A 14,268-nucleotide genomic window follows, 5' to 3' on the forward strand; every position below is an offset into this window, starting at 1 on the left:
CCTCCGCGGTTGCGGGCCGCGGTCGTCGAGAAAATTGGGTGAAAGACGTTGACGGACTCTGGGGAACTGAGTATCGGGCCGCTGGTGCGCCCGGCCGACGGCAGTGACGACACCGCCAAGGTGGTCGCCGACCTCGTCAATTCCGTCTATGCCGTTGCCGAGGACGGCATGTGGCCGGAGGGGGCCACCCGGACCTCGGCGACCGAGATCGCCGAACTTGCCGGTGCCGGTCAGCTCTTCGTCGCCTCGCTCGGCGACCGGATCGTGGGCTGCGTGAAGGTGGTGCAACTCGATGCCCGCACCGCCGAGTTCGGGATGCTCGCTGCCGACCCGGAGGTGCGGGGTGCAGGCATCGGCCGTGCCCTGGTGCGGTTCGCCGAATCCCACGCGGCGCGGCTCGGGAACGAGATCATGCAGCTCGAGATCATCCAGCCCAAAGACTTCGAGCACCCGTCGAAGGTGTTCCTGTCGCAGTGGTATCCGCGAATGGGATACGTGCCGGTGCGGACGGAGGACCCCGAGGTCATGTACCCCGAACTGGTTCCGCTGCTCGCCGTTCCGTGCGACGTCGTCGTGTACCACAAGCGGCTCGGCTGACCGGTTCCGAATCTTCCGTCTCCGCGTGGTGCCCGCTGCCGGCGGGCACCACGTGCTTCGATGGTCGGGACGAGTACCGCGAGGAGGCGAGATGACGAGCAACCGTATCGGCCGCCGTGCCCGGCGAGCGGGAGCGACGCTGCTGCTGGCGGCCGCCGCAGTCTTCGGCGCATCCGGCCCGGCGTCGGCGCAGGACCAGTGGCCCGAGATTCCGTCCTATCCGACACCGATGATGCCGTACGAGACCAAGGACTTCCTGACTCCTGCGGACCTGGACTACTGGAATCCGCTGGTGAACCGGAATCGGCTCACGTCACCGTTCGGCACCGGCACCCGGATCGTCTGCGTCGGCTTCCACGGCGTGACCACCGACTGTTGGCAGGCCGATCAGAACGGGCAGCCGCACAAGCTGATCCGGCTGCCGGCCAACCTGCCGAACGTCACCGGTTCGAGTCTGCCGGGCGGCGGGCCCGGGCACTTCGTCTATCCGATCCTGTGACCCCGCGGCCGCCTCAGCCGGTGAACAACACCGCCGCCTGAGCCGGCAACCGGGCGCCGTCCTTGCGGCGGAACAGTTCCGCAGGCCGGCCGGTACCCGGACTCGACATGCGCCCGGTGCTGTCGAGAGCGTCGACGACGTGGCGGCGGAACGAGTCCTTCTGCAGTGGAAGACCGAACACCACCTCGTACAGCCGCCGCAGCTCGAGGACGGTGAACTCGTCGCCGAGCAGCCCGTCCGGATCGACACGCTGTGCGTAGCGCGCCCGCAGATCCGCCACGGCCGCCGCCACCATCTCGGCATGATCGAAAGCCAGCGGCTGGTCGGCCTTTCCGTCACGCACCACCACGAGGAGGGCGCGGGGCGGGAGATCCTCGTGGGGGACCGCCGCGGCATGGGCGATCGAGATCACCCATCCGCGCGGATCCCGGTCGGGGGTGTCGAACGCGCCGATCTGGTGGAATCGGATGCCGGCGAGGTTCGTCTTGTCGCGCAGCACGCGCCGGGCGGCGTCGGCGAGCCGTTCGCGTTCGCGGAGGAACGTGCCGGGCAGGGCCAGGGGGCCGTGGCCGTGCTCGACGGCCAGCACCCGGAGTTCGCCGTCGCAGTAGGTCAGCACGGCGACGTCCACCGCCGCCGACGGGTGCGGATAGTCGCCCAGCGTCCGGCCGGTCTCGTCCCTCCACTCGTTCACTCTTGCAGCTTAGCTCGGACATGATCTAAGCTGATAGCGCAGATTTGATCGAAGGGTGGGACGAGCGATGGCATTGACGACACGACAGTGCGACCGAGCGGTGGGGGTGCTGGTGGCGACGGCGGCCGGGGACGCCCTCGGCGCCGGCTACGAATTCACTCACCCCGCGGCGGACGCTGAGATCGGCATGGTCGGCGGCGGCGTGTTCGGGTGGGAACCGGGGGAGTGGACCGACGACACCGCGATGACCGTCGCCGTCGCCGAGGTCGCGGCCACGGGCGTCGACCTCGGCAGCGCCGCCGGTCTCGACGCGGTGGCCGCGCAGTTCGTGCGCTGGTTCGACTCGGACCCGAAGGACATCGGCAACCAGACCCGCGCGGTGCTCTCGCATCGTCCCGCCGGCGGCGCCGCGATGCAGGCCCGCGCCCGCGCCCTTCCCGGCCGCAAGGGCGGCAACGGCGCTCTCATGCGCACCGCCCCCGTCGCATTGTCCTGTCTCGGCGCGGGCGGGACGGACGTCGCGCTCGTCGCCGCGGGGGAGGTGGCCCGGCTGACCCACGACGACCCCCGGGTGGTCCAGGCCTGCCGGCTGTGGACGTACGCGATCCGCCACGCCGTCCTGCACGGCACCTTCGACGGTGTCCGCGGATACCTGCAGGTCTGCCCCGCCGACGTCGCCGAGTACTGGGGCCCGTTGCTCGATCGGGCCGAGTGCGGCTCGCCCGACGACTTCGCGAACAACGGATGGACCGTCCACGCGCTGCAGACCGCGTGGTGGGCGATCAGCACGACCGACGATTCCGACGCCGGGCACCTGCAGCGTGCCCTCGAGGCCGCGGTCCGCGCCGGCGGTGACACCGACACGACCGCCGCCATCGCGGGCGGACTGCTCGGCGCTCGCTGGGGCGCCTCGGCGGTCCCGGATCGTTGGCGGCGCATCCTGCACGGCTGGCCCGGGTACACCGCGCACGACCTGACCCGCCTGGCCACGGCGGCCGCCCGCAAGGGATACGGTCGTCCCGTCGCCGTCCCCGCTCGTCCCACCACGTTCCAGGAGCAGTCGTGACCCTCATCGACGTCGTCCACGGCGACATCACCGCCCAGCGCGTCGACGCGATCGTCAACGCCGCCAAGTCCTCCCTCCTCGGCGGCGGCGGCGTCGACGGCGCCATCCACCACGCCGGCGGTCCGGAGATCCTCGCCGCCTGCAAGGCCCTGCGCGCGACGACCCTGCCCAACGGTCTGGACGTCGGTGCGGCGGTGGCCACCACTGCCGGAAAACTCCCGGCGCGCTGGGTGATCCACACCGTCGGACCGCTCTACTCGCCCCACGAGGACCGCTCGCACCTGCTGCGGTCGGCCTACACCCGCAGTCTCGCCGTCGCCGACACCCTCGGCGCCCGCACCGTCGCGTTCCCGCTCATCTCCGCCGGTGCCTACGGCTGGCCGAGGGAGGACGCGATCCGGCAGGCGGTCACCGCGCTGACCTCCGCCCGCACCGCCGTCGAGATCGTCACGCTCGTCGCGTACGACCGGAGCGTCGCCGAACTGATGCGCCGCTCGTTGCCGTAGGACGCCGGCGCCGGTGACCGAATGTCACATTCGGTCGGTTGGATCGACCGCATGTGACATTCGGCCACAACGGTTGGGCGGTGCTCAGGGCATCGACGGTTCCTGGGTGGGCAGGGTGAACACACAACTCTCCCCGGCGCCGAGTTCGCAGACCTGACCGTCGAGACCCACCCGGACGGGTCCGTGGAACCCCTCGGACTGGGCCAGCACGGTCAGTTCGCCACCCACGATGCGTACCCGTAGCGGGGTGCCCCGGAACCGGATCGAGAAGGACACGCCGTCGAGCCGGTCCACGAGGCGGGGCCGGAACAGCAGCACACCGTCGTAGACCCGGGCGCCGACGAAGCTGCTCTGCAGCAGGTCGAGCGTGCCGGACATGACGCCCATGTGGATGCCCTCCTTGGTGGTTCCACCTTGGATGTCGCTGACGTCGCTCTCGAGTGCCAGCATGAAGCGTTCCCACGAGCTGGGCGGATGGATGTCGGCGAGCACTCCGGCGAAGGTGACGTGGCTGAGCGTCGACCCGTGTGAGGTCCGCTGGTCGTAGTACTCGATGGTGCGCCGGGCCAGCTCCCGGTCGTACGGATAGCCCAGCCGCTCGAACGTCGTGTGCAGTTCGTCGTCGTCGAGCAGGAAGAACAACATCACCGTGTCGGCCTGCTTGGCCATCTTGAACCGGTTCGGATCCTCGCCCTCCGCCCGGAGGATGCGATCGAGCCGCTGGATGTTGGGATATGCGGCGCGGTAGTGCTCCCAGTCGAGTTCCTCGAGTTCGTCGTAACCCTCGAACTGGCTGACGACGCCCTCGTGGAAGGGCACGAACATCCGCCGGCTCATGTCGTCCCATGTGCGCAGCTCCTCGTCGGTGACCGCGAGCTGGGCGAGCAGGGCGCCGCGCCGGCTGGACGAGAGCGAGCCGAGCACCGCCGGAACCGTCGCCATGATCCAGGCCACCATGACATTGGTGTAGGCGTTGTTGCGCAAACCGGCCTCGGCCGCGCCGGGGTGGCGTTCATGGAACTCGTCCGGCCCCATCACACCGTGGATCTCGTAGCGTTCGCGCTCGGAGTTGTAGTGGGCCACCGACGCCCAGAACCGGGCGATCTCGAGCATGAGCTCGGCGCCGTAGTCGGCCAGGAACTCCGTGTCGTCGGTCGCCTGCAGGAAGCGCCACACGTTGTAGAAGATCGCCGCGTTGACGTGCCGCTGATTCCGGCTGAGGTCTGGATCCCACTGCCCGGAAAGGGGATTGAGATGGACTGCCTGGGTCTCCTCGGTGCCGTCGCTGCCGCTCTGCCAGGGGAACATCGCGCCGCGGTACCCGGCCTCCTCGGCCGCGGCCTGGGCTTCGGACAGCCGGCGGTACCGGTAGAGCAGCAGGCTCCGGGTCACCTCCGGCATCCGCAGGTTCAGGAAGGGCTGGATGTACATCTCGTCCCAGAACACGTGCCCCCGGTACGCCTCTCCGTTGAGTCCACGTGCCGGCACGCCGACGTCGTGCCGCGCCGTGTGCCGGGAACAGACCTGCAGCACGTGCGCGACATGGAGCCGCAGCAGGAGGTCGGCACGCGGTTCGCTGGGCAGCCGGACGTCGCAGATGTCCCACAGTTCGTCCCACGCCGCTTCGTGCTCGGCATACGCGGGGGCGAAGTCCGGGTACCGCAGCACGTGCCGGCCGGACGCGGCCAGCGCCTCGGTGATCGCATTGTCCCGGGAGGTGAACAGCGACACCATCTTCTCCACGCGCGTCGGCCGGCCCTGCTCGACGTCGAAGGAGAGCACCTGCTGGATGTAGTCCTCCATCTGGTACAGCGAGCGGTCGACCTCGAGCGGTCCGCCGTCGTAGCCCTCCCCGCGGAAGACCCGGGTACGGGCGGCCTCGGCGATGTAGATGTCGGACTGGCGGGTCTGCACGCGCAGCGCGATGGTCTCGTTGCCGAAGGTACGCGGGGATACCGGATCCAGATGGCGGCCCTCGAGCTGCCGGTAGCGGGCGACGATCTGGTTCGTGACGCGGCCGTCCAGTGCCGAGACCACCTCCACCGTCCCGGACCAGTTCTCCGGGACCAGCGTCCATTCGATCCCGGCCTGATGGCTCTGGGCCATGCTCACGAAGCGACGGCTCCGCAGGGTGGTCTCCCGCCCGAACCGGTCCCGGAATCGCACCTCGCGCTTCACCGTGGCGAGCCGGATGTCGTAGGTGTGCCGGTAGGACAGCACGTCGACGTCGTCGAGCCGTACGGCGTCCCCGCCTTCGATGCGAAGCTTGAGGACCAGCCAGTTCGAGACGTTGACCAGATCCTCGTTCAGCACCGGGCGGCCGCCCATGATGGTGGTCTCGCGGTTGTAGATCCCGTGCACGTACGTGCCGGGGTAGTGGATGGGACTCATGTCCTCCCACTCGGCGGTGCCGCGCGTGCAGAAGTAGCCGTTGCCGGTGGAGGTCAGCGCCTCTCGCAGTCCCTCCGACGCGCTGTCGAACCGGTCGTAGTCGAGTTCGAACTTCGGGTCCTGCACGACGTCCCCCTGGATGTCCCTGGGCGTGGCCCCCGATCACCGCGCCAGTGTGGTCAAGAAGCGCTCCACCTCGTCGACGGAGGCGAGTGCGAATTCGGCGGCCGTGGTCCGGCCCGCCATCTCCGGATCGTCCGGCCGGCCCACGAGGATGCCGATCCCCCGCCCGCGCAACGCCCGGAAGGCGTCCTCGTCGGTGATGTCGTCGCCCAGGTACACCGGTACCGTGTCGGCCGAGTCGAGACCGAGAACGTCCACGAGGTACAGCACGGCCCGGCCCTTGTCCCAGTCGATGGCGGGCGCGAGCTCGTACACCATCTTTCCCGGGGTGACCTTCAGTTCGCCGTGATGCTCGGTGAGCAGGGTCTGCACGACCGCCTCGATCCGATTCCGGTCCGCAGGGTCGACGAGCCGGTAGTGCACTGCGACCGACGCGCGTTTCGGCTCCACCAGCGCACCCGGGATCGTCCCGATCTCGGCGCGGAGCCGCTCGGTCACCGCGGCGACGAGGTCCGCGAACCGGGCCACGCGGTCGTCGGAGACGGAGCCGCGCTGCGGAGTCCAGATGTCGAAGCCGTGGCTGCCGGCCACCACGAGGTCGTCGACGCCCATCAGCTGCTGCACCACCGCCCGGTCCCGGCCGGTCACGACGCAGACCGGGCACCGTGCTGCGAGATCTCGGACGACGGTACGCATACCGTCCGAGATCACAGCGTCCTCGGGTCGCGACACGATCGGGGTGAGTACTCCGTCGTAGTCGAGGAACACCGCCGGCCGGCGTCCGTCCAGCAGCCGCGCCAGGTCCTCGTTCCCGAGCGCGGGGGGCAGGTCGCGAACCGAAGTGTCCGCCATTGTGGGATTACCTCCTGCGCCCTCGCGGCGCCTCGGTGGGACGAGGGCGACGCGACCGCAGACTCGCCGCGCGCACCGGCCGGTGAACAGTGGCTGTCACAGGCATCGGTACGCCCCCTCGTGTTCGGCTCCGTGACGCCGGCAGCGTCGACGGCGATGAGCTCCTCGATTCCTACTGTAGGGCCGTGCCGGAGGCAAGGCGGGCATACGACGTGACGGCCCCGTGGGGCGCGATCGTCCGCCGGGATCAGACGATGGCGCCGGCGAGCACGATCGCGAGCGCGATCAACAAGGCGACCTTGGCGATCTCGAGTGCCACGTACGCGTAGTGCGCGTTCGAGCGGGGCACGTCCTCGCCGGCGAGGACGCGGTTCGACCGGCGTGTCAACGGCGGCCGGACCACCGCCACCTGCACCGCCAGCACGGCCACGGTCACCAGCAGCAGCACCCAGCCCGTCGTGCCCGGCGAGAGGATCAGGCACGCGACGATCAGCGCGACGGCGAGAACGACCTCGACCGTGTTCAGGGCCCGGAACACCAGGCGCCCGATGCCGAGTCCGAGCGGGATGGTGATCCCCGGCGCCCGGAACTTCAAAGGCGCCTCCAGGAAGGAGATCGCGAGCACCATTCCGAGCCAGAGCATCGGCACGAACAGTTCGACGTAACGCGCGAGAGTGTCCATCACCCGTCCTCGGCTGCGGTCGGCATGTGGCCGCCGAGTCTAGCGGCGGCGCGCCGGCCGGTACTGCCTCGCGGACGGCGATTCGATACATCATTTCCTGAATACAGGATTCGATGTACATTCGAGGTCGTGGAGACGGTGGAGCATCACGACGCGCTGTCCCGGTTCGGTCATGCCCTCTCGGATCCGACCCGGACACGGATTCTGCTGACCCTGCGGCGTGGCCCGGGTTATCCCTCGGAACTGGCCGAGGCGATCGGCGTCAGCCGGCAGATCCTCTCGAACCACCTGGCGTGCCTGCGTGGGTGCGGTCTCGTCGTCGCGGTGCCCGAAGGCCGGCGCAATCGTTACGAACTCGCCGATCGCCGGATCGGGCACGCACTCGACGACCTGCTCGACCTGGTCCTGACGGTGGACCCCTCGTGTTGTCCCGCCGCCGCGGCCGAGGACTGCTGCTGATGTCCGCGCGGCCACACGCCCCCGCGCCGTCGGCGCCGCGCAGGGCCGTGCTCACGAAACGGATCCGGCTGCTGGTGACCGCGACGATCGCGTACAACATCGTCGAAGCGAGCGTCGCATTGACCGAGGGCGCGCGGGCGTCGTCGACGGCGCTGATCGGGTTCGGGCTCGATTCGCTGATCGAGGTGTCCTCCGCCGCCGCGGTGGCCTGGCAGTTCGCCGGCCGAGATCCGGAAGCCCGCGAGAAGGCCACGCTGCGGATCATCGCGTTCTCGTTCTTCGGGCTCGCCCTGTATGTCGGCGTCGACTCGATCCGATCGCTGCTCGGGATCGGCGAAGCCCGGCACTCGCCGGTCGGGATCGCGCTGGCCGCGGCGAGCCTGGTGATCATGCCCGTGTTGTCCTGGGCTCAGCGGCGTACCGGGCGCGAACTCGGATCCGCCTCCGCCGTGGCCGATTCGAAGCAGACGCTGCTGTGCACGTACCTCTCGGCCGTGCTGCTGATCGGGCTGGTACTCAACAGCGCATTCGGTCTGTCGTGGGCCGATCCGGTCGCGGCACTCGTCATTGCGGTCTTCGCGGTGCGGGAAGGACTCGAAGCCTGGAGGGGCCGAACCTGCTGTCCAGTACCCGCAGTGGTGACCGATGACGCGCCGGAATGCTGCTGCGGATCCGAATGCGATTGTTGCCGAACCCCTCCTGAACCGAAGGATCGATGATGCCTCGTATCGGTGCCACTGCCCGAGCCCTCTACCGACAGGAGATGACGGCGTCGAGAACCGCCGTCGACCCGCAACAGCGGTGGCGCCATCTCGAACGCGCACACATCCTCTCGCAGCCGGACCCGTGGCTGCACACCTGCAACCACGCCGCGATGCTCGCCCTGGCCCTGCGCTGCCGTGACCGCCGCGAGGCTTTCGGGCAGGTCGTGCGGATCCTCGTGGCTGCCCCCGGTTCGATGACCGGCCGGTATCCCGAAGGCAACATCGGACGGGTCGCCGCCGGACTGACCACGCCGATGCCGGTCCCCGACGATCTGGCCCGAGCGCTGTCGGCGTAGTCGCACGGAGACGACGGGAGACCCCGTCCCGAGACCGGTGCCCTACAGGTGCACGGCGCCCCGGATGCACGTCGTGCTGCGTCCTCCGATCCACACCTCGTCGCCGGACGAATGCACGGTCACGATGCCGCGGCGGCCGACGCGAGTGCCCTGACTCGCCCGGTAGTCGGCCGGCGCGAGGCCGGCACCGATCAGCCACTGGGCCAGGCCGGCGTTGAGGCTGCCCGTCACCGGGTCTTCCCTGACGCCCACGGGCGCCGCGAAGGCGCGCACCTCGAACTGCAGCGGCGATCCCGGCGGGTAGGGACCGACGACGCCGAGGATGAGATCGCGCATGTGCTGGTCGTCGGGTTCGAGGTCGAGCACCTCCTGCGCGGACCCGAGCAGGACCGCGGCCCAGCCGGGTCCGTTGTCGACCCAGTTGTGCGCCACGATTCGCGCACGGTCGATCCCGAGCCCCCGCGCGATCCGGGCCAGGTGCTCGTCGTCGAGGTCGCCGCGACGGACCGGTTCGGGAGCCCGGAATGCCAGGGACTCGTCGCCGCGGCGCAGTGCGACGAGTCCGGCTCCGCACTCTTGGACGAGCAGACCCGGGCTGTTCGGCACCCCGCCGGCCTCGAGCCACGCCTGCGCCGAGCCGAGGGTGGGGTGACCGGCGAACGGGATCTCCGCGGCCGGAGTGAAGATGCGGAGCCGGTAGTCGGCCCCGGCGGTCGTCGGGGGAAGGACGAACGTGGTCTCGGACAGGTTCGTCCACGCCGCGAACTGCGCCATCGCCTCGTCCGGGAGGCCGGCGCCGTCGAGAACCACCGCGACGGGGTTTCCCCGATACGGTTCGGCGGCGAACACGTCTACCTGCGCAAACTCCCGGGACCGTGGCTGCACCATTTCGTCTCCTTCGTCGTTGCCGTCCCATTGTGGTCGCGGAGCCGGCGGTACGCACCCGAATATCCGGCCGCTCGAGGCGGCGTTCGAGCCGTTCCCCACGGCGGTGGAGACCTCGGCGCGGGCGTATCCGGAGCACCGGCCGGTGCGGCGCTGACCGGAGTCGGAAACCCCGAGGGCGCGCAGGGATTTCCCTGCGCGCCCTCGGGGTTCGCGTATCAGTGCTCGTAGGTGCTCAGATCGCGGTCCTTGCTCTCCTTCGCCAAGAGGATGAACACCGCGCTCAGGACTGCCAGACCGATCATGAACGCCGCGACCAGTCCGGTGCCGCCGCCGGCGGCCGCCTGCAGCGACGCGAGGATCACCGGCGTGAAGCCCGCGCCGAGCAGTGTCGCGCCCTGGTAGCCGAGCGAGGCGCCGGTGTACCGGGCCGCGGTGCCGAACTGCTCGGCGATGTAAGCGGCCATCGGACCGTACGTCGCGGACTGGCAGACGCCGAAGCCGAGCACGAACCCGAGCGTCACCAGCGCGACGTTGCCGGACGAGAGCAGCGCCAGGATCGGCACGATCAGCACGACGAACGCGCCGAGGCCGAAGAGCATCACCGGGCGCCGGCCCACGCGGTCGGAGAGGCGGGCGAATCCGAGCAGGGTGAAGATCGCGACGAACTGGCAGACGGCGAACGCCATCAGCGCCTGCGATCGGGTCACCCCGGAGTGGGATGCGTACCCGATGGCGAAGGTGGTGAACATGGTCTGGATCCCGAAGCTGGCCATGCAGCCCAGGGCGACGAGCAGCAGATTTCGCGGCCGGCGCAGGATGCTCAGGATCGGCGGGGTGGGCCGGTCCACGGCGGCGGCATCGACCTCGACCTGCTTGGCCATCGCCTCCCGGAACAGCGGGCTCTCGGAAACCCGGGCCCGGACGAACAGGCCGACGGCCAGCATCACCGCGGACAGCAGGAACGGGATGCGCCAGCCCCACGACAGGAAGTCGTCCTCGGGCAGCAGCGCCACCAGTGCCAGGGCGAGGGTGCCGAGCAGCGAACCGGTGGGTGCGCCGGCGTTGGTGAACGCCGCGGCGAAGCCGCGTCCCCGCCCGCCGACGTGCTCGAGGGACATGAGTGCCGCCCCGCCCCACTCGCCGCCGACGGCGATGCCCTGGCACACGCGCAGCAGCACGAGAATGATCGCGGCCCAGGATCCGATCGCCGACGCCGGTGGGACGAGGCCGATGAGGAACGAGGCCACGCCCATGACCGTCATCGAGATCAGCAGCATCGACTTGCGGCCGTACCGGTCGCCGAAGTGCCCGAAGACGATGCCCCCGAAGGGGCGGGCGAGGTAGCCCGCGGCGAACGTGCCCATCGACGCGATGGTCCCGGCGAGCGGGGACAGGTCCGAGAAGAACACGGGGGCGAAGACGATCGCTGCCGCGGTCGCGTAGAGCAGAAAGTCGTAGAACTCGATCGTGCTGCCCAGGTAGCTCGACAGCACGACGCGTCGAACTTCCTTCTTCCTCTGGGCCGCAGTGATGTCCGCGGATGCGGTGACAGTCATGGGGGCTCCTGCAGTGGCGGTCGGGTCAGTGGGCGTACTGCTCGCGCAACGTGTCCTTGCGGACCTTTCCGGTGGCGTTGCGGGGGATCTCGTCGAGAACGAGGAGCGATGTGGGGATCTTGTACTTGGCGAGACGCTCGCCGAGGAAGGCGAACAGCTCTTCCTCGGTGAGGGTGACGCCGTCGGCGAGGGTGACCGCGGCCCGGCCGACCTCGCCCCATTTCTCGTCGGGCACACCGAAGACGGCGCAGCCGAGCACGCCGGGCAGGTCGAGGATGGCGGCCTCCACCTCGGCGGGGTAGATGTTCTCGCCCCCCGAGATGATCATGTCCTTGAGCCGGTCGACGATCGTGACGAAGCCGTCCTCGTCGGGAACCCCCACGTCGCCGGAGCGGAACCAGCCGTCGCCGGTGAACGCGTCGGCGGTGGCGTCGGGTCGATTCCAGTAGCGCTGCATCACGTTCGGGCCGGAGATCTGGATCTCGCCGCGTTCTCCGGGGGCGGCCTCGGTGCCGTCGGGGTCGACGACACGCACGTCGGTGAAGAAGTGCGGCGCGCCCGCGGTGCCGAGCTTGCGCTCGGCGTCCTTGGGGGTGAGGATCAGCGCGCCCGGACCGGTCTCGGTCAGCCCGTATCCCTGGCAGAGGCGGACGCCGCGGGCGGTGTAGGTCTGCAGGGTCCGCGGCGGAACCGGTGCGGCCGCCACGATCCAGCGCCGGATCGAACTCAGGTCGGTGCGGTCCCAGTTCGGGTGGGCGCTCATCGCGTCGAGCATCGTGGGCACCCCGAACGAGTAGGTGACCCTTTCGGTTTCGATCAGGTGGAGGATGCGGCCCGGCTCGAAGCCTTCCTCGATGAGCACGGTGCCGCCCTTGAGCAGGGTGGGCAGGGCGACGAAGTTCAATGCGGCGGTGTGGAACAGGGGTGCGGCGACGAGAGCCACCTCGTCGGACAGGAAGTCGAGGTCGACGATCGGGTTCATCACCGCGAACACCACGTTCCCGTGGGTGAGGACGACACCCTTGGGCCGGCCCGTCGTGCCGGAGGTGTACATGATGAAGCACGGGTCCTCGTGCGTGACCGGGAGGTCGAGGCGGTCGGTGGGAGCGGCCGCGACGATCTCCTCGTAGCCGACGGCCCGGTCGTCGGGCGCACCGTCGAGGACCACGCGCCGGGTGGTGCCGGCCGCGGTCGCGGCGGCGTCGGCGACGTCCGTGAGGGCGGCGGAATGGACCAGGACGATGCTGCCGGAGTCGGCCAGGCAGTACTCCACCTCGGGGGTGGTCAGCCGGGCGTTGAGCGGCACGAACACCGCCCCGAGCAGACCGGCGGCGAACAGCACTTCGAGATAGGCGGGGTGGTTCGCCGACAGCAGCGCGACGCGGTCCCCGGGGCCGACACCCTGGGCGCGCAGGGCGTGGGCGAGCCGGGTGACCCGCTCGTCGAGTTCGCGGTAGGTGACGCCGGTGCCGCGGAAGGCGAGCGCGACCGCGTCGGGGGCCTGCCGGGCGCGTCGGCGCGGCCACGTACCGGTACCTTGGTTGAGCACGGGATCTCCTCGATGCCTGGGAATTTCAGGATGTTCTGGATCGAAGCGGCTACGGCCGGGTGAGCCTGCGGCCGACGATCTCCTTCATGATTTCCGTGGTGCCGCCGTAGAGCGTCCCGGCCCGGGAGTCCAGATAGTCGCGGGCGACGTCGTACTCCTTCATGAAGCCGTAGCCGCCGTGCAGTTGCACGGCACGGTGCACGACCTTCAGATGCAGCTCGGTGACCCACCACTTCGCCATCGCCGCAGTCACCTCGTCGAGGCGTCCGTGGGCGGCGTCGAGGATGCAGCGGTCCACGAACACCTGGGCGACCTCGATCTCGGTGGCCAGTTCGGCGAGGTAGAAGCGGTTGGCCTGGAAGTCGGCGATGCGCTGCCCGAACGCCCTGCGGTCGGTGGCGTGGCGCAACGCCGTCTCGAACGTTCGGGTCATCAGGGCCATGGACGTCACCGCGATGCTCAGCCGCTCCTGCGGCAGGTTGTGCCGTAGGTAGCCGAAGCCCTTGTTCTCCTCGCCGAGGAGGTGGGTCCGGGGCACTCGGACGTCGTCGAACACCAGCTCGGCGGTGTCCTGGGCGGACAGGCCCACCTTGTCGAGCGGGCCGTTCTTCGTGAAGCCGGGCATGCCGTCCTCGACGACGAGCAGGCTCACCCCGTTCTTCCCGGCGGCGGGATCGGTCTTTGCGACGACGATGATCGTGTCGGCGAGGATGCCGTTGGAGATGAAGATCTTGCTGCCGTTCAGGACGAAGTGGTCGCCGTCGGGGATCGCCGTGGTGGTGACGGCGGCGAGGTCGCTGCCGGTGCCGGGCTCGGTCATCGCGATCGCGCCGATCGTCTCGCCGGCGACCATCGGGGCGAGCCAGCGGTGGTTCTGCTCGTCGGTGCCGAGGGCCGTGAAGTACGGCGCGACCAGGTCGTTGAATCCCGACAGCCCCATGGTGACGGCCTGGGCGCCGGCGCGGGCGAGTTCCTCGATGAGCACGGCCCCGAACCGGAAGTCGTCGATGCCGCCGCCGCCGAACCGTTCCGGCACGGCGACCCCGAGCAGGCCGAGCTTGCCGGCCTGCCGGTACAGCTCACGATCGACGCGGCCCGTGGCGGCCCACTCCTCGAGGTGCGGTGCGACCTCGCGCTCGGCGAAGCGTCGCGCGGTTTCGCGGAACGCGTCGTGGTCGGATTCGTAGACGGTGCGGTCGAGCGACACGGCACTCATGGAGACGGCGGTCCTCCTTCTGCGACGTTTGTCGCGCAGATCACAGTAGACCAATAACGATTGAAATAGTCAACGGTTGAATTCCAGTTGCTTTTGGGTGGCTACGCCCGCCAGCTGGAGTGACGCCGGC

The 14,268-nt window shown here is 69.6% G+C and carries 15 protein-coding genes; 7 read left to right on the plus strand and 8 right to left on the minus strand.

The annotated features are described in order from the left end of the window. The first annotated feature begins 48 nt into the window (after nucleotides 1-48). Together LZP97_RS23315 and LZP97_RS23320 are read left to right on the plus strand one after the other, a co-directional pair. Complete coding sequence (locus tag LZP97_RS23315) at nucleotides 49-597, plus strand: GNAT family N-acetyltransferase (RefSeq protein WP_230831725.1); 549 nt, start codon at nucleotides 49-51, stop codon at nucleotides 595-597. Nucleotides 598-688: 91 nt separating this feature from the next. Then, the gene (locus LZP97_RS23320) at nucleotides 689-1,096 is read left to right on the plus strand and encodes a hypothetical protein (protein ID WP_010594972.1); all 408 of its coding nucleotides are present in this window, start codon (nucleotides 689-691) and stop codon (nucleotides 1,094-1,096) included. 13 nt (nucleotides 1,097-1,109) lie between these two features. Here LZP97_RS23320 and LZP97_RS23325 read toward each other — a convergent pair whose 3' ends face one another. Beyond that, nucleotides 1,110-1,790, minus strand: a complete 681-nt coding sequence (locus LZP97_RS23325; RefSeq protein ID WP_040273626.1) for an NUDIX hydrolase — start codon at nucleotides 1,788-1,790, stop codon at nucleotides 1,110-1,112. Between the two features lie 67 nt (nucleotides 1,791-1,857). Here LZP97_RS23325 and LZP97_RS23330 point away from each other — a divergent pair, with 67 nt between their 5' ends. Beyond that, nucleotides 1,858-2,856, plus strand: coding sequence for an ADP-ribosylglycohydrolase family protein (locus LZP97_RS23330; RefSeq protein WP_048773668.1), 999 nt, complete (start codon nucleotides 1,858-1,860; stop codon nucleotides 2,854-2,856). After that, the gene (locus LZP97_RS23335; RefSeq protein WP_010594975.1) at nucleotides 2,853-3,362 is read left to right on the plus strand and encodes an O-acetyl-ADP-ribose deacetylase; all 510 of its coding nucleotides are present in this window, start codon (nucleotides 2,853-2,855) and stop codon (nucleotides 3,360-3,362) included. The genes LZP97_RS23330 and LZP97_RS23335 overlap by 4 nt, the downstream gene beginning before the upstream one ends. Nucleotides 3,363-3,446: 84 nt before the next feature. On the opposite strand, the gene LZP97_RS23340 is transcribed toward LZP97_RS23335, so the two are convergent. From LZP97_RS23340 to LZP97_RS23350, 3 genes are all read right to left on the minus strand, one after another. Then, nucleotides 3,447-5,879 carry a glycoside hydrolase family 65 protein gene (locus LZP97_RS23340; RefSeq protein WP_017681196.1) on the minus strand — a complete coding sequence of 811 codons (2,433 nt, stop codon included), beginning with the start codon at nucleotides 5,877-5,879 and terminating at the stop codon, nucleotides 3,447-3,449. A gap of 36 nt (nucleotides 5,880-5,915) precedes the next feature. Next, nucleotides 5,916-6,728, minus strand: coding sequence for a trehalose-phosphatase (gene otsB / locus LZP97_RS23345; protein ID WP_010594977.1), 813 nt, complete (start codon nucleotides 6,726-6,728; stop codon nucleotides 5,916-5,918). A gap of 247 nt (nucleotides 6,729-6,975) precedes the next feature. Then, nucleotides 6,976-7,410 carry a hypothetical protein gene (locus LZP97_RS23350; protein ID WP_017681197.1) on the minus strand — a complete coding sequence of 145 codons (435 nt, stop codon included), beginning with the start codon at nucleotides 7,408-7,410 and terminating at the stop codon, nucleotides 6,976-6,978. Between the two features lie 129 nt (nucleotides 7,411-7,539). On the opposite strand from LZP97_RS23350, the gene LZP97_RS23355 reads away from it, so the two are divergent. From LZP97_RS23355 to LZP97_RS23365, 3 genes are read left to right on the plus strand one after another with little or no spacing between them, the layout of a single operon-like run. Further along, nucleotides 7,540-7,869: an ArsR/SmtB family transcription factor gene (locus LZP97_RS23355; RefSeq protein WP_010594979.1), complete on the plus strand. Its 330-nt coding sequence runs from the start codon at nucleotides 7,540-7,542 to the stop codon at nucleotides 7,867-7,869. Further along, entirely contained in the window at nucleotides 7,869-8,588 is a 720-nt protein-coding gene (locus tag LZP97_RS23360) for a cation diffusion facilitator family transporter (protein WP_010594980.1), read from the plus strand. The genes LZP97_RS23355 and LZP97_RS23360 overlap by 1 nt, the downstream gene beginning before the upstream one ends. Then, nucleotides 8,588-8,929: a DUF3703 domain-containing protein gene (locus LZP97_RS23365; protein ID WP_010594981.1), complete on the plus strand. Its 342-nt coding sequence runs from the start codon at nucleotides 8,588-8,590 to the stop codon at nucleotides 8,927-8,929. The genes LZP97_RS23360 and LZP97_RS23365 overlap by 1 nt, the downstream gene beginning before the upstream one ends. A gap of 42 nt (nucleotides 8,930-8,971) precedes the next feature. Here the strand turns inward: LZP97_RS23365 and LZP97_RS23370 are convergent, their stop codons facing one another. From LZP97_RS23370 to LZP97_RS23385, 4 genes are all read right to left on the minus strand, one after another. Beyond that, nucleotides 8,972-9,817, minus strand: a complete 846-nt coding sequence (locus tag LZP97_RS23370; protein WP_010594982.1) for a PhzF family phenazine biosynthesis protein — start codon at nucleotides 9,815-9,817, stop codon at nucleotides 8,972-8,974. A 215-nt stretch (nucleotides 9,818-10,032) separates the two neighbouring features. Next, a complete protein-coding gene (locus tag LZP97_RS23375) occupies nucleotides 10,033-11,373 on the minus strand; it encodes an MFS transporter (protein WP_026137869.1) in 1,341 nt (446 codons plus the stop codon). A 25-nt stretch (nucleotides 11,374-11,398) separates the two neighbouring features. After that, nucleotides 11,399-12,922, minus strand: a complete 1,524-nt coding sequence (locus LZP97_RS23380) for an acyl-CoA synthetase (protein WP_040273635.1) — start codon at nucleotides 12,920-12,922, stop codon at nucleotides 11,399-11,401. A gap of 49 nt (nucleotides 12,923-12,971) precedes the next feature. Next, on the minus strand, nucleotides 12,972-14,138 hold the full coding sequence (locus tag LZP97_RS23385) for an acyl-CoA dehydrogenase family protein (protein WP_040273637.1): 1,167 nt from the start codon (nucleotides 14,136-14,138) through the stop codon (nucleotides 12,972-12,974). Nucleotides 14,139-14,268: the final 130 nt, after the last annotated feature.

The organism is Rhodococcus sp. DMF-1 (assembly GCF_021441945.1).
GTDB classification, from domain to species: Bacteria; Actinomycetota; Actinomycetes; order Mycobacteriales; family Mycobacteriaceae; genus Rhodococcus; species Rhodococcus ruber.

What these genes read in the sequence shown, in the direction of transcription:
- LZP97_RS23320 (WP_010594972.1), top strand. Translation starts at nt 689, where the DNA reads ATGACGAGCAACCGTATCGGCCGCCGTGCCCGGCGAGCGGGAGCGACG.
- LZP97_RS23330 (WP_048773668.1), top strand. Translation starts at nt 1,858, where the DNA reads ATGGCATTGACGACACGACAGTGCGACCGAGCGGTGGGGGTGCTGGTG.
- otsB (WP_010594977.1), bottom strand. Translation starts at nt 6,728, where the DNA reads ATGGCGGACACTTCGGTTCGCGACCTGCCCCCCGCGCTCGGGAACGAG.
- LZP97_RS23350 (WP_017681197.1), bottom strand. Translation starts at nt 7,410, where the DNA reads ATGGACACTCTCGCGCGTTACGTCGAACTGTTCGTGCCGATGCTCTGG.
- LZP97_RS23360 (WP_010594980.1), top strand. Translation starts at nt 7,869, where the DNA reads ATGTCCGCGCGGCCACACGCCCCCGCGCCGTCGGCGCCGCGCAGGGCC.
- LZP97_RS23365 (WP_010594981.1), top strand. Translation starts at nt 8,588, where the DNA reads ATGCCTCGTATCGGTGCCACTGCCCGAGCCCTCTACCGACAGGAGATG.
- LZP97_RS23370 (WP_010594982.1), bottom strand. Translation starts at nt 9,817, where the DNA reads ATGGTGCAGCCACGGTCCCGGGAGTTTGCGCAGGTAGACGTGTTCGCC.
- LZP97_RS23375 (WP_026137869.1), bottom strand. Translation starts at nt 11,373, where the DNA reads ATGACTGTCACCGCATCCGCGGACATCACTGCGGCCCAGAGGAAGAAG.
- LZP97_RS23385 (WP_040273637.1), bottom strand. Translation starts at nt 14,138, where the DNA reads ATGAGTGCCGTGTCGCTCGACCGCACCGTCTACGAATCCGACCACGAC.